The organism is Methylobacterium sp. 13MFTsu3.1M2, from assembly GCF_900112625.1.
GTDB lineage: Bacteria > Pseudomonadota > Alphaproteobacteria > Rhizobiales > Beijerinckiaceae > Methylobacterium.
In genome coordinates this window covers 129,896-152,195 of the sequence record NZ_FOMM01000012.1, presented here as the reverse complement: position 1 = coordinate 152,195, position 22,300 = coordinate 129,896, and the positions used below count along the sequence as shown (strand labels likewise).

The window sequence follows — 22,300 nt, the reverse complement described above, 5'->3', positions numbered from 1 at the left end:
GGCCGGCGGCCTACATTCGGCAGCGCCACCTTTACGATCACTTTCCAGCTCTTGCTTTCGTGATCGTCCGTCCAGAGATTTCGCGGATTTAGCAACTCATGCGTGTAAATGCCCCGCCTGATCTTAAATTCGAGACGCGGGCCATTTAGGACGTTTCCGGACTCGTCGTGACGCGGCGGGGCCATCTCGGCCATAAGGGCGCGACGTCGCCCGTCCCGGGCGGGCCCAGCGATCAGCCGGCGCGCGATGATCTACAACCTCCAAATCCTGCGCGCCGTCGCCTCGTACCTCGTCTTCCTCACGCATTTCGGCCTCTACATCGGCCCCGTGCTGCCGAGGCCGGATCTGTTCGCCTTCGGCGCGAGCGGGGTCGACGTGTTCTTCGTGCTCTCCGGGTTCATCATGTTCGTGAGCACGAGCGGGCGCCGCGAGAGCCCGGGCGAGTTCCTGCTCCGCCGCGCGTCGCGCGTTGTCCCGGTCTACTGGCTCGTCACGCTCGCCCTAGCGCTGATCGCGCTGACGGGCCTGAAGCCCATCGGGATCGTGGAGATCCGGCCGGATTACGTCGTCCAGTCCCTGCTGTTCCTGCCGTTCTCCCGCGGCGGCTTCGTCGAGCCGCTGAACTCCGTGGGCTGGACACTCAATTACGAGATGTTCTTCTACGTGGTCTTCGCGGGGCTGCTCATGGTGCCGAGACCCGCCTTCCGGGCGCTCGGTGCGGCCGCGATCTTCCTGGCGCTGATCCTGCTCGGATTGCTGCCCGCGTCGAATCTCCACTGGGCGTACTACACGAAGCCGATCCTGATCGAGTTCGCCGCCGGCATCGGGCTGGGATACGCCTACCTGCGGCTCCGGGCGCCGGCCGCGGGCTTCCCGGTCCGGCGCGTGGCGTGCGCGGCCGTCGCGGCCGCTCTTCTGCTCATCCTCGGCGGCCAGATCGTGACCGACGCGCTCGGCGTCAGCCCCGAGCTGTCCGGGTTCGCGCGCCCGCTGATCTGGGGGTCAGCGGCCGTCCTGATCGTCGGTGCGATGCTGCTGCTGGAGCGGGGCGGCATCGCCCTGAAGTCGCGCTGGCTGCTGTCGCAGGGCAATGCCAGCTATTCCTTCTACCTAGTCCACAACCTGCTGCTGCACAGCGCCGCCAAGATCGCGGCGCTCGTCGTCGCGCCCGGCTTCGCGCGCGCCGCCCTGATCTTCGCGATCGCGTTCCCGGCGGCGGTCGCCGCCGGCGAGTTGCTGTTCCGGTATGTCGAGACGCCGGTGATCGCGGCCCTGCGGCGCCGGCTCGACCGGCGGCCCTCGCCCGATCCCCTGCCCGTTCCGGCCGCTACGTAGGCCGCGCAGCCGGGCCCCCGCCGCAGGTGTGCCGACCCGGCGCAGCGGGCACCCACGGGGAGTCATGCCGAAGATTGCAGGGCTGAGAACACCCTTCGCTTAACGTTAATTATTGGCAAAAATTAAGTTTACACGCCGCGTCTCGCGTCTAAACAGGCGCTATTTTCGACTGTTGCTGCGGCGGTGACCCCTTTTTTACAGATCACGTTGCTATTACCCTCTCGTGTGTGCCTTGGCCCGCTGTCACCGGCGGGACCGGCGGGACGGAATGCATGGTCCAGCGTCCGGCGCACCGACGAGGAAGCTGTGATGCGTGTCGCGATCGTTCACGACTGGTTGTACATCGTCGGTGGCGCCGAGCGTGTCCTCGAACAGCTGCTGCGGATCTATCCGGACGCGGATGTCTTCGCGCTCTTCGACTTCCTGCCCGAAGCGGACCGGGCGAGGCTGGGCTACACCCAGGCGCATACGAGCTTCATCCAGCGCATGCCCTTCGCGCGGACGCGGCACCGCAACTACCTGCCGCTGATGCCGCTCGCGATCGAGCAGTTCGACCTGTCGGCCTACGATCTCGTCATCTCGAGCAGCTACGCGGTGGCGAAGGGCGTCCTCACCGGGCCCGACCAGCTCCACGTCTCCTACATCCACTCGCCCATGCGCTACGCCTGGGACATGCAGCACACCTACCTGCGGGAGAGCGGCTGCGACGCGGGCATGAAGAGCGTGCTCGCCCGGCTGATCCTGCACCGGATGCGCGTCTGGGATTTTCGCACGGCGGCCGGTCCCAACGCGATCGTGGCCAACTCCGCTTTCGTCGCCCGCCGCATCCACAAGGTCTACGGCCGCACCGCCGAGGTCATCCACCCGCCGATCACGCTGCCGAGCCAGCGGTATGACGGGGCGCGCGGCAACCACTTCCTCGTGGCCAGCCGGCTGGTGCCGTACAAGAACGTCGAGGCGGTGATCCGCGCGTTCGCGCTGCTCCCCGACCTCGAACTCGTGGTGGCGGGCACCGGGCCCGATGCCGCGCGGCTGCGCGAGATCGCGGGGCCGAACGTGTCGTTCTCCGGCTTCGTGCCCGACGCGGAGCTGCGCCACCTCATGGCCACGGCCCGCGCCTTCATCTTCGCGGCCGAGGAGGATTTCGGGATCATCGTGGTCGAGGCCACGTCGGAGGGCACGCCGGTCCTCGCGCTCGGTCGCGGCGGCGCCCGCGAGACGGTCCAGACCCGCGGCCCGCAGCGCACCGGGATGTTCTTCGACACGCCCGAGCCCATGGCCATCGCCGAGTGCGTCCAGCGCTTCCTGCTGCAGGAGAGCCACTTTACCCGCGATGCCTGCTGGGCGCAGGCCGAGATGTTCTCGGCCGAGCTGTTCCGCAGCCGGTTCTCGACCTTCGTCGACGACCAGATGGCGATGCACCGGGCCGCCTGCGAGACGCGCCCGCGGATCCTACCGCGCCTCGAAGCCGTCGGCTGAGGACGCGCCGCATGTCCTTCCTGACTGTCGATCTGGCCGACCGGACGCCGGTTCGCGCCCTCGCCCAGGAGCCGGCGCGCGGCGGTCCGCTGGCCGCGGCCCTCGCCCGAATCTGGCATCGCCGCTACCTGTTCGCGGCGGTGTTCGCCACCGTCCTCGGCCTCGCCGTGACCGCCCTGCTGATGATCCAGCGGCAATACGTGGCGAGCGGCTCGGTCATCGTGGCCGAGGCGGAACCGGGCGCCAACAACGCCTCGATGGCCTGGATCCAGAAGATCGGCGACCCGGCCGACATTGAGAGCCAGATCCTGGTGATCCGCTCGCCGCGGCTCCTGCGCCTCGCGATCGACGACAACCTCGTCGCCGCGGTGCTGGCCGAGTGCCGCTACGCGGCCTCGGGCGGGCATCCCGACCGGATCAGCGAGAAGAAGGACGCCGCCTGCACGAAGCTCACGACCGACCGCAACGCGCTCGTCGAGTACCTGCAGAAGCGCTACACGGTCCTGAGCTCCGGCCGCTCGCGCATCATCACCATCGGCTACAAGTCGCCGCTGCCCGAGACGGCGCAGACGATGGCCAACGGCCTGATCAACGCCTTCCTGGACGACCAGCGCGAGGCGCAGGCCTCGAGCCGCAAGGCGGCGGCCGACTGGCTGCACACCGAGATCAGCCAGCTGGACGCCTCGATCCGGGCCGACGAGACCCGCATCCAGACCTTCCGGCGCCGCAAGGGCCTGCTGAAGGGCTCGCTCGCCCCGATCAGCGCGGAGCGGCTCACCAGCATCAGCCAGCAGCTCGCCGCGGCCGAGACCGCCAAGGCGGACGCGGCCGCGCGGCTCTCCGAGATCGAGGCCAAGGGTGCCCGCGGCGCCGACAGCGCCCCGGCCGTCCTGGCAAGCCCGACCATCGTCTCGCTGAAGCAGCAGCTCAGCGGCGTCAGCGCGCAGCTCGCCAACCAGAGCACCCTGCTGGGCGCGAACCACCCGGTGATCCGGGCGCTCGAGACCGAGCAGGCGAGCCTGCGCGCTCGGATCGAGCAGGAGATCGGCAACGTCGCCAAGGGCCTGCGCAAGTCCTACGAGGCTTCGAACGCCCTGGCCAAGTCGCTGCGCGCCCAGCTCGAGACGGCGAAGACCGACGCCGCCGCCGCCATGGACGACGAGGCGTCGATCGAGGGCATGGTGCGCAACGCCGAGATCAAGCGCACCCGCTACGCCGATCTGGTCAAGCGGGCGGGCGAGCTGGAGACCGAGCGGCGCATCCTCACCGGCAGCACGCGGCTCGTCAGCCTCGCCGAGCTGCCGCAGGAGCCGTTCTCGCCCAAGGCCGTGCCGTTCCTGGCGGGCGGCATCGTGCTGGCGGGCGTGCTCGCGGCCGCCGCCGCGCTGCTGCGCGACTACACCGACCGGCGCGTGCGCACCTCGGCGCAGCTCATGGCCGGCACCGGCGCCCCGGTCTTCGCGCAGCTGCCGAGCCTGGAGCCCGCCGGCCTCGTCGGCCGCTTCTCCGAGCGGCAGCGCGAGCTCGACCTCGCGGAGGCCCTGGCGCGGGCGCGGGTCGACCCGGTGATGCAGAACGTCCTGCGCAACCTGCACGCCCATCTCGTGCTGGCGGGCGCCGGCAAGTCCCGCGTCATCCTGGTGACTTCGGCGAAGCCGCGGGAGGGCAAGTCGTTCACGGCCTTCGCGCTGGCCGGCATCGGCGCCGCGAGCGGCCGCCGGGTGCTGGTGGTCGAGTGCGACCTGCGGCGCCCGAACTTCGAGGCCTCCCTCGGGCTCGGCCGCGGCCCCGGCCTCGGCGGCGTGCTCCGCGGCGAGATCGACCCGGCCGACGCGGTGGTCCAGGCCGGACGCTTCGACGTCATCCCCGCGGGAACGCCGACGGCCGACTCGACCGAGCTCCTGATGGGCGACCGGATGGCCGACTTCCTCAAGTGGAGCCGCCGCTACGACCTCGTCCTCCTGGACACCCCGCCAACCAGCCTCCTGATGGATGCGGCGATGCTGGCCCGCCACGTCGACGGCGTGCTCTGCTGCGCCCGCTACGGCCGCTCGCAGCTCTCCGACACGGTCGAGACCGTGGCGAACCTGCGCCGCGCCGGCGGACACGTCCTTGGGATCGCCATGACGATGGTCCGCCCGGGCATCCAGTCGACCTACGACGTGATGCCGCTGCCCGATCCCCGCACGGCCGCGAGCCCGCGATGACCGAAGTGCTCCCCGCCGACGCGCTCGCGAAGCACGGCCTCCTGGAACGGGCGCAGGCCGCGCGGTCCGTTGTCGCCGCGCGGCCGCGGGTCCTGTTCGTGAGCCATACCGGAACGATGTCCGGTGCCGAGCTGGTGCTCCGCGACGCCGTCCGGCCTTGGGCGGGCTCCAGCGCCTTCCTGTTCGAGGACGGCGCGCTGACCGCGGCCCTCCGCGACGCGGGTCTGGAGATCCGTCTCGCGCGCCGCCGGTCCGCCCTGGCGGGCCTCCGGCGGGACGTGTCACCGCTGAGCGCGCTCCCGGTCCTGGGACAGCTCGGTTCCCTGGCGCTGGAGATCGCCCGATCGGCCCGGTCCTGCGACGTGGTCTACGCCAACTCGCAGAAGGCCTTCCTGCTCTCGTCTCTGGCCGCGCGCGCCGCCGGGCGCCCCCTGATCTGGCACCTCCACGACATCCTCGACGGGGCGCATTTCGGCCGGGCGCAGCGCGCCGTTCAGATCCGGCTCGCCAATCTCTGCGCCGCCCGGGTGATCGTGCCCTCGGAGGCCGCCGCGCGGGCCTTCGTCCTGGCCGGCGGCCGCCGGTCCCTGATCCGGGTCGTGCCCAACGGCCTCGACGTCGATCCGGAGCCGTCCCCCGCCGTCGCCCTGCGCGCGGAACTCGCCCTGCCGGACGGCCCCCTCGTCGGCGTCTTCAGCCGCCTCGCGCCGTGGAAGGGGCAGGACGTCCTGATCGAGGCGCTGGCGACCCTGCCCGGCCTGCGCTGCGTCGTGGTGGGGGCGCCGCTCTTCGGCGAGGACGCCTACGCGGCCCATCTGCGCGACCTCGCGGCGCGGCGCGGGCTCTCGGACCGGGTGCTGTTCCTCGGCCAGCGCGACGACGTCCCCCGGCTGATGCGGGCGGTCGACGCGGTCGTGCACCCCTCGGTCGATCCCGAACCGTTCGGCCGCACACTGGTCGAGTCGATGCTGGTCGGCGTGCCGGTCATCGCCACCGACGCCGGCGCGTCCACTGAGATCCTCGACGGCGGCGCGGCCGGGACGCTGGTGCCGCCGCGTCGGTCGGATCGCCTCGCGGCGGCCCTGTCGGCGCTGTTCGCCGATCCCGACGCCTTCAGGGCGCGAGCCGCGCTCGCGCGCGAGCGGGCGCTGTCCCGCTACGGCGCGGAGCGCATGCAGCGCGATCTCGCCGACATCATCCTCCAGGTCGCCGGCCGGGCCTGACGGGCCGGCGATCCCCCTTCCTGTTCGGAGCCGTCAGACCCGCCATGCCGCGCGTCCTCGTCAACATGCCGAGCCAGCATGCCGGTCGGCCGTCGGGCGTCGCGCTCGTCGCCTTCCGGGTGATCGCCGGCCTGGTCGCGCGCGGCACCTTCGCAGTGGTGCTCCGCTCCCCGTGGCGCCGCGACCAGCTGCCGCCGTCGATCCGCGACCGCGTCGAGGTCGTGACGGTGCCGCGGCCGCGGATCATGCTGCTCGACGTCCTGCGCCAGTGCCTCGCCGTCCCGCGGCTGTGCCGCGCCCGCGCCGTCGACGTGGTGCTGAACATCGACCCGTACGGGGCGGCCTTCGGCGGCCGCGCCCGCGTCAGCGTGGTGCACGACCTCTATTTCCGCACCCTGCCCGCGCGCGTATGCTCCCGCGAGGCCCTGACCACCGACCCGATCTTCCGCCTGGTCCTCGGCAACAGCGCCCGGGTGATCGCCGTCTCGGACGCGACACGGCGCGATCTGGAGTACCATTACCCGCGGCTCCGCGGCCGGACGCGCACCGTGCCGTCCGCGGCCATGCTGGACCCATCGGTGGCTAGTTCCGGCGCCGAAGTCCCGGCGGGGCCGTACGTGCTGGCCGTCGGCAACGCCCTCTACAACAAGAACTTCGCGACCCTCGCGCGCGCCGTGGTCGCGCTCGGGAGGCCGGGGATCGGGATCGTCCACGTCGGCGAGGATTCCGACGAGGCCGTCGCCGCCGCACTCGGCGATGCGCCGGTCCCCCTGACCCGCCTGTCGGGCATCGGCGACGACAGGCTGGCGGCCCTCTATCGCGGCGCGCTGTGCCTGTGCGTCCCGTCCTTCGCCGAGGGATTCTGCCTGCCCGTTCTGGAGGCGCAGGCCCTCGACTGTCCGGTGATCTGCTCGGACCGCTCCGCGACGCCCGAGATCGCGGGAGCCGGCGCCCTCACCTTCGATCCCGCCGACGCGGCGGCGCTGACCGAGCGCCTGCGCCGCCTGCTGGACGAGCCCGGGCTCAGGGCCGCGCTGATCGCCCGCGGCCGCGACAATGTCCGGCGCTACGACTGGGCCGAGACCGCGCGCCGCTACGAGACACTGCTGCTCGACGCGCTGCAAGACGGCGCGGCGGCGCGGTCCGCCCGGGAGGTGCCGCATGCGCATCCTGCACCTTAGCTCCCTCTACGCACCCGAGCAGGTCGGCGGCGCCGAACTGATGGTCGAGACGCTCGCCCGGACCCAGGCGGATCTCGGCCACAGCGTCGCCGTTGCCTGCGCGGCGCGGACCGAGGGCGGACCGGTTCTGCAGGACGGCGTCACGGTTTACCGGACCGGCTACGGGACGCCGTTCCACATCCTCGATTGGCCGCAGCGCGGGCGGGTCGAGCGCCTCCGCTACAAGGTCGCGGCGCAGTGGAACCGCCACGCCGTCGACCGGATGACGCGGGCGGTCCGGGACTTCGCCCCCGACCTCGTGAACACGCATTCCATCTCCGAGCTACCGCCGGCGCTCTGGCCGATGCTCCGGCGGCTCCGGGTGCCGGTCGTGCACACGCTGCACGACTTCACCAGCCTCTGCACCAACGGCGCGATGGTGCGCCACGGGCGTCCCTGCGCCCGGCAGCATCTCAAGTGCCGCCTCTACGCCGCGCCGCACCGGCGCTGCCAGCGCGCCGTGACGGCCGTCGCCGCCGTGGGCTCGGACATCCTCGACCGCCACCTCGCGGCCGGCCTCTTCACCCACGTGCCGCCGGCGCTGCGCCGGGTGATCTGGAACCCGATCCCGCCCGGCTCGCCGGTGACGCGGGCGAAGCGGGCGCCCGGCGCGCCGGTCCGGTTCGGCTATCTGGGCCGGATCGAGGGTGCGAAGGGACTCGATGTCCTCCTCGACGCCTGCCGGCGCCTGCCGGAGGCGGGCTGGCGCCTCGCTGTTGCGGGTCGCGCCGTGGACGGACTGGACCGCTACCGAGCCCTGGCCGAGGGCCTGCCCGTGACCTTCCCGGGCTACGCCGAGCGCGACGCCTTCCTGGACGATCTCGACTGCCTCGTGGTCCCGCCGATCTGGCCCGAGCCCTTCGGCCGGACGGTGGCAGAGGCCTACGGGCGCGGCGTCCCGGTGATCGGCACCGCGATCGGCGGCATCGGGGAGCAGGTCGGGTCCGGCCCCTGGCTGGTCCCGGCCGGCGACGCGCCGGCGCTCGCCGCAGCGATGGCCCGGATCATCGCGGAGCCGGCCCGTCTCGCCGAGGGGCTCGCCCGCGCCGCACGCATCCGTGCCGGCACCGATCCGGTCGCTGTGGCGACCGCCTATCTCGATCTCTACGCCGCGACCCGCGACGCGGCCTCCATCGAACCGCTTCCCGAGCCTTCCGCCCGCGCGGAGCGCCCGCACCTCAGCGAGTGCCGTTCATGATGACCCCCACCCTGTCGTCGAGCTACGCCCGGGTCCTCTCGGAGGAACCCCGCGCCCAGGACCGAGACCGCCCGAGGGATCAGGCGGCCGCGCGCGCGGTGACCGGCCCCCTGCGGATCCTGCATCTCAGCGCCCTCTACCCGCCCTACATCGTGGGCGGCGCCGAGCGCTCGGTGGAGCACCTCGCCGAGGAACTCGTCGCGGCCGGCCACACGGTGGCGGCGGCCTGCATCGCCCGGGAGCCCGAGCCCAAGAGCGTGCGCGGCGGCGTCACCGTCTACCGCATGGCCCACCACAACGATTTCTGGCTCGAGGACTGGCCCCAGGCGAGCCGCTTCGGCCGCGCCTGGGCGAAGCTCAAGCAGCAGTGGAATTTCGCCGTCGCGGCCGAGTTCGGCCGCGTCCTCGACGATTTCCGGCCCGACATCGTGAACTCGCACTCGCTGCTCGACGTCTCGACTCTCGTCTGGCGCGAGGCGGCCAAGCGCGGGATCCCGATCGTCCACACGGTCTGCGAGTACGACCTGATCTGCGGCAACGCCGCGATGTTCAGGGACGGCAAGCCGTGCGACCGCTGGCACCTGGGCTGCAAGGTGGTCAACGCCGCCAAGCAGATCACGAACCGGTCGGTCGACGCCGTCGTCAGCGTCGGCACCGAGATCCTCAAGACCCATGTCGACCACGGGCTGTTCGCGCATCTCGCGCCCGAGCGGCGGCGAGTGATCTTCTATTCCTGCACCGTCCCAGAGGGCGACCCGGAGGCACGGCGCCGGATCGACCGGACCGGCCAGCCGATGACCTTCGGCTATCTCGGCCGGATCAACACCGAGAAGGGGGTCGGTACGATGATCGACGCCTTCCGGCGGATCGGTCCCGGCGATTGGCGCTGCCTCGTCGCCGGCCACGCGATGGACGACTCGATCGAGCGGTTCAAGGCGCAGGCCGGGGGCCTGCCCATCGACTTCGTCGGCTGGGCGAAACCCGCCGAGTTTCTCAGCGCGATCGACGTGCTCATCGTCCCGTCGTTCTGGGCCGAGCCGTCGCCGCGGACGATCTACGAGGCCTACACGATGGGCGTTCCGGTGATCGGGGCGGGCTCGGGCGGCATCCCCGAGCTGATCGGCGAGGACAACGCCGACTGGCTGTTCACGCCGGGCGACGACGCCGACCTCGCCGCACGGCTGCGGACCGTGATCGCCCGCGGCCGCGGTGACCTGCCGGACGAGCGCGCCTTCCAGCACGTCATCCGCGAATCGACCTCGGAGCGCGTCGCCGAGAAGTACCTCGATCTCTACGCCGAACTCGTTGCCGAGCGTCGGGCGAGCCGCCCGTGAGCGCCGCCGCGCCGGTCCTGTCGGAGGCGGCCGCCGCCGAGGAGGAGCCGGGGCTCGCCTCCGGCGCCGCGGTGACGCGGCGCTCGTTCGACGCCGCGCGCTGGGTGGCGGTGGCCTCGGTCGGCAACGTGGTCCTCAGCTTCGGGGTGTTCCTCGTGCTCGCCCGCCTCATCGGGCCCGCCGAGTTCGGTATGGTGGCGATCGCCGCGGTCTTCATCGACATCCTGCAGATCGTCGCCCGCTGCGGCCTGCCCGACGCGGTGGTCCAGCGCGCCGACCTCGACGAGGACTTCGCCGCCACCGCCTTCTGGGTGATGCTCGCCACGGGTGTCCTGTGCGCCGTGGGCCTCGTGGCCCTGGCCGGCCCGATCGCCTGGATCTTCGACCTGCCGGCGCTGCGGCCGGTCCTGTGCGCGCTCTCCGCCTGTTTCGTCATCACCGCAGCGGGTGCGATCCACGAAGCGCGGCTCCAGCGGAGCTTCGGCTTCCGCAAGCTAGCCCTGCGGGCGCTCGGCGCCAACGTGCTCGGCGGCGCCGCGGCCCTCGTGCTGGCCCTCGACGGCTACGGCGTCTGGAGCCTGGTGGTGCAGCGGCTCGTCGCCGCGACCGCGACCACGCTCCTGACCTGGGCGGCGGCCCGCTGGATTCCGCCGCTGCGGCTGCACCTCGCCTCCGTGCGCGAGCAGATCGCGTTCGGCTCGCGGCTGTTCTGCACCTATCTGCTGCTCGTCGCCTCGATCCGGAGCCAGGAAGTCATCGCGGCCTACTTCCTGTCCGCCACCGATGTCGGCTACCTGCGCCTCGCGTGGCGCTGCATCGACCTCGTGAGCCAGGTCGCGGTCATCCCGCTGACCACGGTCGGGCTGACCACCTACGCGCGCCTCCAGGACCGGCCCGGCGAGCTGGCCGCGGCCTTCCACGGATTCACCGAGGCCTCCGCGTTCCTGGCCGTGCCCGCCTTCTTCGGCATGGCGGCCGTCGCCCCGACCCTCATCCCGTTCCTGTTCGGCGACCAGTGGCACGACGCGGCGCCGGTGCTGCGGACGCTCGCGCTCCTCGCCCCGGAATTCGTCGCCACTTCGATGCTGTGGATGATCTTCACGGCCCTGGGCCGCAACGGCACGGCCCTGCGGCTCGCCGGCGCGCAGTTCGGCCTCGGCGCCGCGGCGGCCCTCGTCACCGCGCCCTTCGGCCTCGCCGCCCTGGTCGCCGGGCACGTGGTGCGGGCCTACCTGTTCACGCCCGCGATCGTCGCCAGCGTCGGGCGCGTCGTCCCGGTCACGAACGGGCGGCTCGTGCGGCTCCTCGCGCCGATCACGCTCTGCGCCGGCGCGATGGCCGGGCTGGTGCTGGTCGTCCAGGGGCCGATCCACGCCGCCCTCGGGGACCGGGTCGGCCTGTTCGCGGCGGTCGGAATCGGGATCGCGGCCTATCTGGGCCTCGCCTGGATCTTCATGCGCGGCACGCTCCGCACGGCCGTCGGCCTGTTCCTGAGACGCTCCGCCTGATCTGCACCCTCCGCCAACCTTTCTGGGCGACACTGCCGGCCGAAGGCCGCGGCCGGCGGAAGGTTCATCGGCGGCCGGCACGCGGGGACGGTGCAGGGTGATGGCGGGACGGGCATTGCCGATCGGGACGAGTGCGCCGACCGCGTCCCTCCTCGCGGCCCGCGTCGCCGTGTTCCTGCTCGGCGCCGCCCTGAACTTCAACGTCCTGACCTCGACCTTCGGGCTGCCGTTCCAGCGCCTGTCCGACCTGCTGCCGTTCCTGCTCATCCCCTGGCTCGGGTTGCGCCGCGCCGTCGTCGCGGAGGCACTGCGGCAGGCCGCGCCCCTCGCCGGCATCCTGGCGCTGATCGCGGCCTCGTTGGTGCTGAAGGCGCACAAGCAGGCGGGCGACGTCTACCTGACCCTCGTCCTGCTGCTCTACGTGGTCCAGGCGTTCATCCTGCTGGTGATGTTCCGCGACCGGCGCGTCGAGGACGCATTCTGCGTCGGCCTGCTCGCCGGAATGCTCGCCTCCCTCGCGGTCCTGCTGCTCGCCGCCTCCGGCATGCCGCTCGACCGGTTCGGACTCGCCGTTCCCACGGACGGGCTCGACGAGGAGCTGAAGCTGTTCGTGCAGGACAAGCAGGGCGGCCTCTGGGCCTCGGGCAACGAGACCGGCCACGTCTTCGCCCTGGCCGGGGCCGCGGCCCTGCTGCTCAGCCTGCGCTATCGCCTGAAGATCGTCTATCTCGCCTACTTCGCGGCCCTCCTGGCGAGCTTCCCGTTCACCAACAACCGCGCCGGCCTGTTCATGCCGATCCTGTTCCTCGGCCTGCTGATGCGGCGGAACCTCAAGGCGCCCGCGGTGCTGGCCGCGCTCGGCGTCCTGGGCGTGCTGCTCGTGGCCTGGGCGGTGACGGGGGAGATCCCGCTGCCGGGGACGCTGTCCCAGGCGATCGAGCGGCGCTTCGCCGAGGACCACAACGTCACGGGCAATTTCGACGAGCGGTTCCTGTCCGGCGTGACCGCGCTCCAGCTGGTCCTCGAGTACCCGTTCGGCGTCGGCGAGGTCGCCCGCCGGGAGGAGCTGCAGGCCCTGACCGGGCTCGTGACACCACACAACGGCTTCGTGTCGCTGGCACTCCAAAGCGGCATCGCCGCGGCGCTGCTGCTCGTCGCCGGCCTCGGGCGGATCCTGCTGGCGCCCGCCGCCTTCGGGCCGTTCCTGACCTACAGCGCGGTGTTCCTGATCCCGTCGCTCATGTTCGAGGAACTGTCGGTCAACCAGTACTTCCTCTTCTTCATGGGCTTCGTCCTGGCATCCCTCGCGCTGCCGCCGGACCGCGCCCAATCGGCCCCGGATTAGGGACCGCGCCGCCACGGATCGCGGCGCGGTCCGCGGGCTCAGCGCATGACGAAGGGGTTCTCCGGCGCGTCGCGGCTCGTGGAGATCCACACGCTCTTGGTCTCCAGGTACTCACGGATCGACTCGATGCCGCTCTCGCGGCCGATGCCCGAGCGCTTCATGCCGCCGAACGGCATCATGTAGCTCACCGCCCGGTAGGTGTTCACCCAGACGGTGCCGGCCCGGAGCCCCTTCGACATCCGCATCGCGCGGCCGATATCCTGCGTCCAGACGCCGGCCGCGAGCCCGTAGATCACGTCGTTGCCGACCTTCAGCGCCTCGGCCTCGTCCTCGAAGCCGATGATCGACAGCACCGGGCCGAACACCTCCTCCTGGGCGATGCGCATGTTGTTGGTGACGCCCGTGAAGATCGTCGGCTCGACGAACTGGCCGCCGAGCACGCCGGGACCGGAGGCGGGATTGCCGCCGAAGACGCAGCGAGCGCCCTCGCTCTTGGCGAGCGCGATGTAGTCGAGAACCTTCGTGTACTGGGGCGGCGTCGTGATCGGCCCGATATTGGTGTCGGCCTGCATCGGGTCGCCGAGCTTGGCGGTGCGGGCGAGTTCGATCAGGCGCTCGGTGAATTCCTGGCGGATGCTGTTCTGCACCAGCAGGCGCGAGCCGGCGATGCAGGTCTGCCCGGTGGCCGCGAAGATGCCCGAGATCGCCCCCGCGGCCGCGGCCTTCAGGTCGGCGTCGGCGAAGACGATGTTGGGCGACTTCCCGCCGAGTTCGAGGGAGACGCGCTTGATCTGCCGGGCGGCCGCCTCGTAGACCTTCGCGCCGGTGACGTCCGAGCCCGTGAAGGTGATCTTGGCGACGTCCGGATGCTCGACGATCGCGGTGCCGGCCTCCCCGCCGAAGCCGGTGACGACGTTGAACATGCCGTCGGGCAGCCCTGCCTCCTTGGTCAGGCGCGCGAATTCGAGCGTGCTGGCGGAGGCGAACTCGGACGGCTTCACCACGACCGCGCAGCCGGCCGCGAGCGCGGGCGCGCATTTCCAGGCGACGAACAGGAGCGGCGAGTTCCACGCCGTCAGCGCCCCGACCACGCCCACCGGCTCGTGCCGGGTGAACGCGAAGGTCTCGGGCTTGTCGATCGGCACCTGCGCGCCCTCGACCTTGTCGGCGAGCCCCGCGTAGTACCACCACCATTCCGGCTGGTAGCGGGTCTGGCCGTACATCTCGGCGAAGAGCTTGCCGTTGTCGCGGACCTCGATCTCGGCCAGCGCCTCGGCCTCGCGCTCGACGAGATCGCCGATCCGGCGCAGGACTTTGCCGCGGGCCGAGGCCGTCATGGTCGCCCAGGGTCCGTCCCACATGGCGCGCTTGGCCGCGGCTACCGCCCGGTCGACGTCGGCGCGCCCGGCGCGCGGGATCCTCGCCCAGGGCTCGCCGCGATAGGGGTCGATGGACTCGAACCACGCGCCCTCGACCGGATCGACGGACTGGCCGTCGATGTAGAGCTGGTAGGTCTTCACGGCGCGCCTCTCCGTCCGGGGATGCGCGCCATATGGACCCGGAGCCCGCCCGCGGCGAGCCCGACGGCTCAGGCGTTGGCGCTGAGGCGCTTGATGTCGGCGTCGACCATCTCGGTGATCAGCGCCTCGAGGCTGGTCTCGGCCTCCCAGCCGAACGTCGCCTTGGCCTTGGCGGGGTTGCCCAGCAGCACCTCGACCTCCGCCGGGCGGAACAGTGCCGGGTCGACGATCAGGTGGTCGTCCACCTTCAGGCCGACATGCTTGAACGCGATCTCGCACATGTCGCGCACCGTTGTGGTCCGGCCGGTGGCGATCACGTAATCGTCCGGGCGGTCCTGCTGCAGCATCAGCCACATCGCCTTCACGTAGTCCCGGGCGTGGCCCCAGTCGCGCTTGGCGTCGATGTTGCCGAGCCGCAGCTCCTTCTGCTTCCCGAGCTTGATCCGCGCCACCGCGTCGGTGACCTTGCGGGTCACGAACTCGACGCCGCGCAGCGGGCTCTCGTGGTTGAACAGGATGCCGTTCGACGCGTGCAGCCCGAAGCTCTCGCGGTAGTTGATGGTCATCCAGTGCGCGTACAGCTTGGCCACGCCGTAGGGTGAGCGCGGGTAGAACGGCGTCGACTCGCTCTGCTTGGCCTCCTGGATCAGGCCGAACATCTCCGAGGTCGAGGCCTGGTAGTATCGCGCCTGGGGGGCCGCCGAGCGCAGGCATTCGAGCATGTGCACGGCGCCGAGGCCGGTCACCTGCCCGGTGAGCAGCGGCTGCTGCCAGGACGAGGTCACGAACGACTGGGCGGCGAGGTTGTAGATCTCGTCGGGCTTCGTGGCCTGGACGATGCGCAGCAAGGCGGACTGGTCGAGCAGGTTGCCGTCGACCAGCTCGACATCGTCGGTGATGCCGAGCCACTTCAACCGGTGGTCGAAGACGCCGGCATGGCTGGAGCGCCGCACGATGCCGGTGACGGCGTAGCCCTTCTGCAGGAGCAGCTGCGCCAGATACGCGCCGTCCTGGCCCGTCACACCCGTGATCAGCGCTCGCTTGGCCGTCATGAACCCGTCCCGTCCCGAAGATGCCCGGCTGCTACGACCGCAACGGGCCGCGCGTCAAGGCGATGTGTCGACATCAGTATTGCGCCAAGCAAGCGGAGCCGGACCGGCACATCGCCAGACTAGCGTCGCAACTCGACAGCCATCTGCAATGGTCGTGCGGCCCCAGTGCGGCACGGCTAAGGTCGCGCGAGCCAGTCCGCCACGCCGTCGAGCGAGCGGAATTCCTCGACGGCGTGGACGCGCGCCGCCGGGAGGGCGGCCCGGCTCATGGTGGCGAGGGCGTGGCCCGGCCCGAGCTCGAGGACGCGGTCCGCGCCGTACTCGCGGCACGCCTCCAGGCAGGCGGCCCAGTCGATCGTGCGCGAGATCTGGAGCGCCAGCTTCCCGCGACCCTCGGCATCCCGAAACACCGTGCTCCCGTCCAGCCCGCTGACCAGCCGGGGCGCTCCGGGCGGCGGGCGGCGCGGCGGCACCGCCACGAGCGCGTCTCGGAAGGCGGCCGTCGCGGAGTCGAGCAGGGGCGTGTGCGACGGCGTGTGAACGGGCAGGACCACGGCGCGCTGCGCGCCCGCGCCGGTCGCCTCCCGGCACAGCACCTCCAGCGCCGCGCGCGGACCGCCGACGACGCCGCTGTCGGCCGCGTTGCGGATGGCGAGGTGACAGCCGTGGCGCGCCGCGAGATCCGCGAGCGCGTCGAGGCTCAGGCCGCGGATCCCCGCCAAGCCGAACCCCGCGCCAGACGCGGCGTCCATGGCCTCCGCCCGTCTTGCCGCCAGGGCCAGCACGTCGGCGAGGTCGAGGCGCCCAGCGACGCCCCAGGCCGCGAGATCGCCGATGCTGTAGCCGGCGACGATCGACCGGTCCGGCGCCGCCTCCGCCAGCGCCCGCCATGCGGCCAGGGCGGCGACGCAGCACAGGATCTGGCCGGTCCGATTCGCGTGCAGGTTGCCGCCGCCGGCCTGGGCCAAATCGCGCGGGTCGGCGCCGCCGAGGAGCGGTCTGGCGGCCGCGAACACGTCCTGGGCCGCCGGATGATCGGCCGTCAGGTCGAACATCGCCGGGTGCTGACCGCCCTGGCCGGAAAGGAGGATCGCGAGTGTCATGCCGCGCCCGGGCGGCGCAGTCCCGCGACCGGCCGCAGAAGCAATCGGTCCAGGCTCTTGGCGAGCACCGAGCCGTCCTCCGGCGCGTCGCGCAGCTCGCTCCAGTGCAGGTCGGCGCCGTCCGGCAACTGGATCTCGCCGTCGATGCCCATCGGCGCCGTCTCCGCCACGGCGGCGATGCCGTCGAGAAGGTCGACCGGCACCGGTGGTGGGCACGGCCAGAGCAGGTCGAGGTCGGAGCTGGCGCTCAGGTAGGTCAGGCCGGTGACCGCCTGCCAGAGCAGGCTGCCGAAGGGGCGCGGCACGAGGCCGTGCCGCCGGCCGAGCGCCGTCAGGGCGTCGAGGCTCGGGCCCCAGGCCGCCGACGCGCAAGTGGCGGCCTGGGCGAGGGTCACCACCGGTGCGGGCGCCAGCGCCGATGCCGGCAGCGCTAGCCCGATCCGCCGCTTGCCGTCCGCGGGCGGCAGCGGCAGGCCGAGCGGCACCGCGTCGCCGGTCTCTCCGGGGACGCGGCGGCGGACGATCAGCGGCCGGCCCGTAGCGGCCCAGCCGTCGAGATGTGGGACGGCGCCGAGGTCGGGCCGGTCCGCGCGCCACGCCGCCCAGGCCGCCGGATCGACCCGGACGAGGTCGTGGCGTCGGAACGGCTCAGCCAAGACGGGCTTGGTCGGCCACGGCCGCCGCGACGGTGCGGGCAACCGGGCGACCGCCCCGCTCGGCACCCAGCCGGTCGCGGATATCCTCCGCCGGCAGGGTATCGATCACCGCGCGGATCTGGCCCTCCAGGGACAGGTCCGGGTTCAGAACCACGTGGACGGCGCCGGTCGCCACCATGTTGTCGAGGCCGGGCGCGAAGACGGGCGTCGACTTCGCCATGTCCTTCAGCGTGTCGAGCGGCAGCTTGGTCACCCGCGCGACGGACGGCAGGTCCATCACGCTCGGGTTCGCCCCGGGTAGGGCCGCGAGGACCCGCGTCGCGAGCGCCGTGGCGATGAACGCGCCGGCGGCCGAGTGGCCGTAGATCAGCCCGATCGTGGGATGGCCCGACCGGTCGGCCAGGAGCAGCGCCTTGGCGAGATGGGCGAGGCACTCGTTGAGACCCAGCAGTTCGTCGTGGCGGCTCATGCGCTGGCTGTCGGAATCCACCGCCACCAGGATCGGCGCGCGGTCGCCGGCCCGGACGGCGTCGAGCACGGCGCGCGACAGGACCAGCGCCCCGTCGACGCCCAGGGGCGTGTCGCCGTCGACGCCCACGACGTGCATCCGGCCGTTCGCGAAGGGGCCGGTGCCGGTCACGAGGCCGTCGCGCACCGCCACCGCGTGTCCTCGCGGGAACAGGGAGGCGAGGATCTCAGCGAGCGTCATGGTCGGCCTCCGGGCTCCGGGCCACGGTCTCGTCGAAGGCGGGCGTGTCCATCGCCGGCACCGCGTCGGGATCGTTCACGCCGAGGCGCGCCCAGACCTCGATGGCGTCGCGGCAATCACCGAATCGCTCGATCCGGGCCTCCAGGCGCGCCTGCTCGGCGTCCAGGGTCGCCAGATCGAAGGCCGGCGCTCGGCCGACGAGGTCGCGGGCGGCCGCGCGGAAGGCCGCGACCGTGTCGGCGCAGAAGGCGTCGGCGCCCCCGATCAGGCGACGGTGCTTGCCACCCATGGTCCGCCAGACCAGAGCGCGGTCGCGGGAATCGAACTCCTCGGCGCCCTTGTTGGTCTCGATCACCTCGGGGCCGGAGACCGAGATGCGCCCGCTCTCCGACACGGCGAGCCGCGAGCAGGTGCCGGCGATGAGGCCGCCGCCGCCGTAGCAGCCGGCCCGCCCGCCGATCAGCCCGACGACCGGGATGCCGGCCGCGCGGACGTCGACGATGGCCCGCATGGTCTCGGCGATGGCCGTCTCGCCGGCATTGGCCTCCTGAAGGCGGACGCCGCCGGTGTCGAACAAGATAAGGACCGCCTTCAGCTTCAGCTCCAGGGCCGCGCGGAGCAGGCCGACCAGCTTGCCGCCGTGCACCTCGCCGAAGGCGCCGCCCATGAAGCGGCCCTCCTGGGCGGCGACCAGGACCGGGTCGCCGTCGAGGCGCGCGCTCCCGACCACGATACCGTCGTCGAAGGCGCGGGGCAGGTCGAAAAGCGGCAGGTGCGGGCTCATCCGCCGCTCGGTCGGCGGCAGGAACTCGCGGAAGCTTCCCGGATCGGTGAGCGCCAGCACGCGCTGGCGGGCGGTGGCCTCGTACCAGCTCAGGGCGTCCGGATCGAAGCGCGCGGCGCGGTCGGCAGCCATGGTCAGGCCTCCATCAGCCGCGCGCCCTGGAGCAGGCGCAGCGACACGGTGTCGGGGCGGGCGCCGCCGTCGTTGATGCTGATGCGGAGGCCGCCCGGCTGCGCCCGGGCAATGAAATCGGCCACCACCGCCTCCCAGACGTCGCCGTAGCCGGCGATCGGGGTCTCGATGGCCACCTCGCACGCATCCGGCGGCAGCACCCGCTCCAGCAGGATCTCCAGGTTGCCGGAGGCGACGACGCCGGTGATCGCGCTCGGCGCCGAGCCGGCCAGCGGCTTCTTGGTGGTGTGGCGGAAGGTCAGGGATTCCATCGCCGGCTCCTCGGGTGCGGATACGTCATCGTGCGACGCTACCAGTTCCGGAAGCGGGCGGGCGGCTCGTAGAGCCCGCCGGACCAGTGCACGAGATCCTTGATCGACTTCGCGGCGAGCAGGGCGCGGTCGGCGTCGAGCGGCTCGATGCCCAGATCCTCCGGGCGTCGGATGACGCCCCGGACGCGCAGCTCCTCGACCTTCGCCCGGTCTCGACCGCGACCGACCTCGGTGTAGCCGGCCACGCCCCGGATCGCCTGCTCGCGCTCGTCGGCGTCGCGGCAGAGCAGGAGGTTGGCGATGCCTTCCTCGGTGACGATGTGAGTGACGTCGTCCGCGTAGATCATGACCGGCGCCAGCTCGAGGCCGATCTTTTTGGCCAGTTCGAGGGCGTCGAGCTTCTCCACGAAGGTCGGCACCAGCTTGTCGCCGAAGGTCTCGACGAGCTGCACGACGAGCTTGCGCCCGCGCATCAGTGCCGGATCGCCGACGATCTGGCCCTCGCGGCCGGCCTTCATCCAGGCGTCGGAGGGGTGGCGTCGTCCGTGCGGGTCCGACCCCATGTTGGGCGCCCCGCCGAAGCCCGCCACCCGCGACTGGGTGATGGTCGAGGAATGGCCCATCAGGTCGATCTGCAGGGTCGCGCCGATGAACATGTCGCAGGCGTAGAGGCCGGCGGTCTGGCAGAAGGCCCGGTTCGAGCGCAGGCTCCCGTCGGCGCCGGTGAAGAAGACGTCCGGCCGCTCGCGGATGTAGCGGTCCATCCCGACCTCGGAGCCGAAGCAGTGGACCTGCTTGACCCATCCGGACTCGATCGCCGGGATCAGGGTCGGGTGCGGATTCAGCGCCCAGTGCGTGGCGATCTTGCCCTTGAGGCCGAGCTTCTCGCCGTAGGTCGGCAGCAGCAGCTCGATCGCTGCCGTGCCGAACCCGATGCCGTGGTTGAGCCGCTTGATGCCGTACTCGGCGTAGATGCCCTTGATCGCCATCATGGCGATCAGGATCTGCGTCTCGGTCATCGCCGCCGGGTCGCGGGTGAAAAGCGGCTCCACGTAGAAGGGCCTGTCGGCCTCGACCACGAAGTCGATCCGGTCGCCCGGGATGTCGACTCGCGGGACCGCGTCGACGATCTCGTTGACCTGCGCGACCACGACGCCGTTCTTGAAGGCGGTCGCCTCCACGACGGTCGGCGTGTCCTCGGTATTCGGCCCCGTATACAGGTTGCCGTTCTGGTCGGCCGAGACGCCGGCGATCAGCGCCACGTTGGGTGTCAGGTCGACGAAGTAGCGGGCGAACAGCTCCAGGTAGGTGTGCACCGCCCCGAGCTCGATCTGGCCGCCGTAGAGCATCTTGGCGATGCGGGCGCCCTGCGGGCCCGAATACGAGTAGTCGAGCCGCTTCGCGATCCCGGTCTCGAACACGTCGAGGTGCTCGGGCAGCACGATCCCCGACTGGACCATGTGCAGGTCGTGGATCTTCCCGGGATCGCAGGCGCTGAGGCCGCGGGCGAGGCAGTCGGCCTGCTTCTGGTTGTCGCCCTCGAGGCAGACGCGGTCGCCGGGCCGCAGGATGGCCTCCAAAAGGTCGACCACGGCTCCGGCCGGCACGACCTTGCCGTCCGCATGGGCGCGCCCCGCCGCGATCCGCGCGTCCCGCGCCTGCCTCTCACCGCGCCACTCGCCCATCCGCGTGCTCCCACCGGTGTACCGAACGTCATATAGCGAGCGCTCTGGTATTCTCAAACCCTTCTCTATCACAGTTTCGTATACGGGATTGCGCGCCTGTCAATATTTTGCATACTTTCTCCAACGGCCCCCGAGGCCGATCCGGGAGGGCAACGCGCCATGTCGCACGCGTCTATACGGCCGTCGGATGCGGCCGGAAGAGCCGCTTCCTCGAAGGGGCAACGCCGATGATCGTCCTCGGTGTCGCCCTGCTCGCCGCCTGCACTCTGGTCGGCGTGTATCTCGGCGATCTCCTCGGCCTCGCTCTCGGCGTGAAGGCCAATGTCGGCGGCGTCGGCATCGCCATGATTTTGCTCATCGCCGCGCGCCTGTGGCTGTCCCGCCGGGGCCGCCTGACGAAGGGCGTCCAGTTCGGCGTCGAGTTCTGGGCGGGGATGTACATCCCGATCGTGGTCGCCATGGCGGCCCAGCAGAACGTCGTCGCCGCCGTGAGCGGCGGCCCGATCGTGCTGATCGCCGCGACCGGCTCCCTGGTCCTGTGCTTCGGCGCGGTCGCCCTGCTGAGCCGGATCGGCCGGCGCGATCCCGGCAGCGGCCCCGTCGAGCACGGCGGATCCGTGATCGGCGGCGACGCCGAACCCGTCGCCAGGAAGGGGTGATCGCCATGGGACACGACATCTGGCACGGCATCGAGCACGTCTTCGTCGAGCAGAGCCTCGTGGCCGCCTTCGCGGTGGTCGGCGCGCTGATCCTGGTCTCGAACTTCGCCGCCAAGCACCTGACCAACGGCCGGGTCCACGGCTCCGCGATCGCGATCGTGCTCGGTCTGGTGCTCGCCTATGTCGGCGGGCTCTACACGGGCGGGAAGAAGGGCCTCGCCGACATCCCGGCGCTCGCCGGGATCGGCCTCATGGGCGGGGCGATGCTGCGCGACTTCGCCATCGTCGCCACCGCCTTCGAGGTCGACGTGATCGAGGCGCGGCGCGCGGGCTTACTGGGTGTCCTGGCGCTGGCGCTGGGCACGATCCTGCCGTTCATCGTCGGCACCCTGACCGCCGTGGCTTTCGGCTATCACGACGCGGTCTCGATCACGACGATCGGCGCCGGGGCGATCACCTACATCGTCGGGCCCGTCACCGGCGCGGCGATCGGCGCGGATTCCACCGTGATGGCGCTGTCCATCGCCACCGGAGTGACCAAGGCGGTGATGGTGATGGTCGGAACGCCCCTGGTCGCCCGGCTGATCGGCCTCGACAACCCGCGCTCGGCCATGGCGTATGGCGGCCTGATGGGTACGGTCAGCGGGGTCGCCGGGGGCCTCGCTGCGACAGATCCGAAGCTCGTCCCCTACGGCGCACTGACGGCGACGTTCCACACCGGCATCGGCTGCCTCGTCGGACCCTCGATCCTGTTCCTGACGGTGCGGGCCCTGGTCGGCTGACGCGTCGGCTCACCGGCTTCCCGGCCGAACAGCGGATCCGCACGCGCGGATTAGGGTA

19 protein-coding genes are annotated in these 22,300 nt (G+C 71.6%); 11 read left to right on the top strand and 8 right to left on the bottom strand.

The genetic code is table 11. The features are described from left to right. Positions 1-246 precede the first annotated feature (246 nt). From BM314_RS13475 to BM314_RS13435, 9 genes are all read left to right on the top strand, one after another. The gene (locus BM314_RS13475) at positions 247-1,335 is read left to right on the top strand and encodes an acyltransferase family protein (protein ID WP_091978436.1); all 1,089 of its coding nucleotides are present in this window, start codon (positions 247-249) and stop codon (positions 1,333-1,335) included. A 309-nt stretch (positions 1,336-1,644) separates the two neighbouring features. After that, on the top strand, positions 1,645-2,814 hold the full coding sequence (locus tag BM314_RS13470; RefSeq protein WP_091978435.1) for a glycosyltransferase: 1,170 nt from the start codon (positions 1,645-1,647) through the stop codon (positions 2,812-2,814). 11 nt (positions 2,815-2,825) lie between these two features. Then, a complete protein-coding gene (locus tag BM314_RS13465; protein WP_091978434.1) occupies positions 2,826-5,021 on the top strand; it encodes a GumC family protein in 2,196 nt (731 codons plus the stop codon). Then, entirely contained in the window at positions 5,018-6,244 is a 1,227-nt protein-coding gene (locus tag BM314_RS13460) for a glycosyltransferase (RefSeq protein ID WP_091978433.1), read from the top strand. The genes BM314_RS13465 and BM314_RS13460 overlap by 4 nt, the downstream gene beginning before the upstream one ends. Before the next feature lie 44 nt (positions 6,245-6,288). Continuing rightward, a complete protein-coding gene (locus BM314_RS13455; protein ID WP_091978432.1) occupies positions 6,289-7,425 on the top strand; it encodes a glycosyltransferase family 4 protein in 1,137 nt (378 codons plus the stop codon). Next, on the top strand, positions 7,406-8,662 hold the full coding sequence (locus BM314_RS13450; RefSeq protein WP_091978431.1) for a glycosyltransferase family 4 protein: 1,257 nt from the start codon (positions 7,406-7,408) through the stop codon (positions 8,660-8,662). The genes BM314_RS13455 and BM314_RS13450 overlap by 20 nt, the downstream gene beginning before the upstream one ends. A 110-nt stretch (positions 8,663-8,772) precedes the next feature. Then, complete coding sequence (locus BM314_RS13445; protein ID WP_170868111.1) at positions 8,773-9,996, top strand: glycosyltransferase; 1,224 nt, start codon at positions 8,773-8,775, stop codon at positions 9,994-9,996. Next, positions 9,993-11,504, top strand: coding sequence for a lipopolysaccharide biosynthesis protein (locus tag BM314_RS13440; RefSeq protein WP_091978429.1), 1,512 nt, complete (start codon positions 9,993-9,995; stop codon positions 11,502-11,504). The genes BM314_RS13445 and BM314_RS13440 overlap by 4 nt, the downstream gene beginning before the upstream one ends. Before the next feature lie 100 nt (positions 11,505-11,604). Next, the gene (locus BM314_RS13435) at positions 11,605-12,849 is read left to right on the top strand and encodes an O-antigen ligase family protein (protein WP_091978428.1); all 1,245 of its coding nucleotides are present in this window, start codon (positions 11,605-11,607) and stop codon (positions 12,847-12,849) included. Between the two features lie 38 nt (positions 12,850-12,887). Here the strand turns inward: BM314_RS13435 and BM314_RS13430 are convergent, their stop codons facing one another. The 8 genes from BM314_RS13430 to mdcA all read right to left on the bottom strand — a co-directional run bounded on the left by BM314_RS13430 (position 12,888) and on the right by mdcA (position 20,801). Continuing rightward, the gene (locus BM314_RS13430) at positions 12,888-14,369 is read right to left on the bottom strand and encodes an aldehyde dehydrogenase (protein ID WP_091978427.1); all 1,482 of its coding nucleotides are present in this window, start codon (positions 14,367-14,369) and stop codon (positions 12,888-12,890) included. Between the two features lie 68 nt (positions 14,370-14,437). Then, a complete protein-coding gene (gene gmd / locus BM314_RS13425; RefSeq protein ID WP_091978426.1) occupies positions 14,438-15,421 on the bottom strand; it encodes a GDP-mannose 4,6-dehydratase in 984 nt (327 codons plus the stop codon). Between the two features lie 176 nt (positions 15,422-15,597). Next, positions 15,598-16,524 (bottom strand): acyltransferase domain-containing protein, encoded by a 927-nt coding sequence (locus BM314_RS13420; protein WP_091978425.1) that lies wholly within the window; start codon positions 16,522-16,524, stop codon positions 15,598-15,600. Beyond that, positions 16,521-17,180, bottom strand: coding sequence for a malonate decarboxylase holo-[acyl-carrier-protein] synthase (gene mdcG / locus BM314_RS13415; RefSeq protein ID WP_091978482.1), 660 nt, complete (start codon positions 17,178-17,180; stop codon positions 16,521-16,523). The genes BM314_RS13420 and mdcG overlap by 4 nt, the downstream gene beginning before the upstream one ends. Continuing rightward, positions 17,173-17,889: a biotin-independent malonate decarboxylase subunit gamma gene (gene mdcE, locus BM314_RS13410; protein ID WP_091978424.1), complete on the bottom strand. Its 717-nt coding sequence runs from the start codon at positions 17,887-17,889 to the stop codon at positions 17,173-17,175. The genes mdcG and mdcE overlap by 8 nt, the downstream gene beginning before the upstream one ends. Then, positions 17,876-18,805 (bottom strand): biotin-independent malonate decarboxylase subunit beta, encoded by a 930-nt coding sequence (locus BM314_RS13405; protein WP_091978423.1) that lies wholly within the window; start codon positions 18,803-18,805, stop codon positions 17,876-17,878. The genes mdcE and BM314_RS13405 overlap by 14 nt, the downstream gene beginning before the upstream one ends. A 2-nt stretch (positions 18,806-18,807) precedes the next feature. Beyond that, positions 18,808-19,116: a malonate decarboxylase acyl carrier protein gene (gene mdcC, locus BM314_RS13400; RefSeq protein WP_091978422.1), complete on the bottom strand. Its 309-nt coding sequence runs from the start codon at positions 19,114-19,116 to the stop codon at positions 18,808-18,810. Between the two features lie 38 nt (positions 19,117-19,154). Beyond that, the gene (mdcA, locus tag BM314_RS13395) at positions 19,155-20,801 is read right to left on the bottom strand and encodes a malonate decarboxylase subunit alpha (RefSeq protein WP_091978421.1); all 1,647 of its coding nucleotides are present in this window, start codon (positions 20,799-20,801) and stop codon (positions 19,155-19,157) included. 227 nt (positions 20,802-21,028) lie between these two features. On the opposite strand from mdcA, the gene madL reads away from it, so the two are divergent. Continuing rightward, positions 21,029-21,460 (top strand): malonate transporter subunit MadL, encoded by a 432-nt coding sequence (madL, locus tag BM314_RS13390; protein WP_056521778.1) that lies wholly within the window; start codon positions 21,029-21,031, stop codon positions 21,458-21,460. A gap of 17 nt (positions 21,461-21,477) precedes the next feature. Beyond that, positions 21,478-22,242 (top strand): malonate transporter subunit MadM, encoded by a 765-nt coding sequence (gene madM / locus BM314_RS13385; protein WP_026604683.1) that lies wholly within the window; start codon positions 21,478-21,480, stop codon positions 22,240-22,242. Positions 22,243-22,300 lie beyond the last annotated feature (58 nt).

Coding starts and splice junctions, on each gene's coding strand:
- madL (WP_056521778.1), top strand. CDS start 21,029: ATGATCGTCCTCGGTGTCGCCCTGCTCGCCGCCTGCACTCTGGTCGGC.
- BM314_RS13450 (WP_091978431.1), top strand. CDS start 7,406: ATGCGCATCCTGCACCTTAGCTCCCTCTACGCACCCGAGCAGGTCGGC.
- BM314_RS13465 (WP_091978434.1), top strand. CDS start 2,826: ATGTCCTTCCTGACTGTCGATCTGGCCGACCGGACGCCGGTTCGCGCC.
- BM314_RS13455 (WP_091978432.1), top strand. CDS start 6,289: ATGCCGCGCGTCCTCGTCAACATGCCGAGCCAGCATGCCGGTCGGCCG.
- BM314_RS13435 (WP_091978428.1), top strand. CDS start 11,605: ATGGCGGGACGGGCATTGCCGATCGGGACGAGTGCGCCGACCGCGTCC.
- mdcE (WP_091978424.1), bottom strand. CDS start 17,889: ATGACGCTCGCTGAGATCCTCGCCTCCCTGTTCCCGCGAGGACACGCG.
- gmd (WP_091978426.1), bottom strand. CDS start 15,421: ATGACGGCCAAGCGAGCGCTGATCACGGGTGTGACGGGCCAGGACGGC.
- BM314_RS13420 (WP_091978425.1), bottom strand. CDS start 16,524: ATGACACTCGCGATCCTCCTTTCCGGCCAGGGCGGTCAGCACCCGGCG.
- BM314_RS13475 (WP_091978436.1), top strand. CDS start 247: ATGATCTACAACCTCCAAATCCTGCGCGCCGTCGCCTCGTACCTCGTC.
- BM314_RS13470 (WP_091978435.1), top strand. CDS start 1,645: ATGCGTGTCGCGATCGTTCACGACTGGTTGTACATCGTCGGTGGCGCC.
- mdcA (WP_091978421.1), bottom strand. CDS start 20,801: ATGGGCGAGTGGCGCGGTGAGAGGCAGGCGCGGGACGCGCGGATCGCG.
- mdcC (WP_091978422.1), bottom strand. CDS start 19,116: ATGGAATCCCTGACCTTCCGCCACACCACCAAGAAGCCGCTGGCCGGC.
- BM314_RS13460 (WP_091978433.1), top strand. CDS start 5,018: ATGACCGAAGTGCTCCCCGCCGACGCGCTCGCGAAGCACGGCCTCCTG.
- BM314_RS13405 (WP_091978423.1), bottom strand. CDS start 18,805: ATGGCTGCCGACCGCGCCGCGCGCTTCGATCCGGACGCCCTGAGCTGG.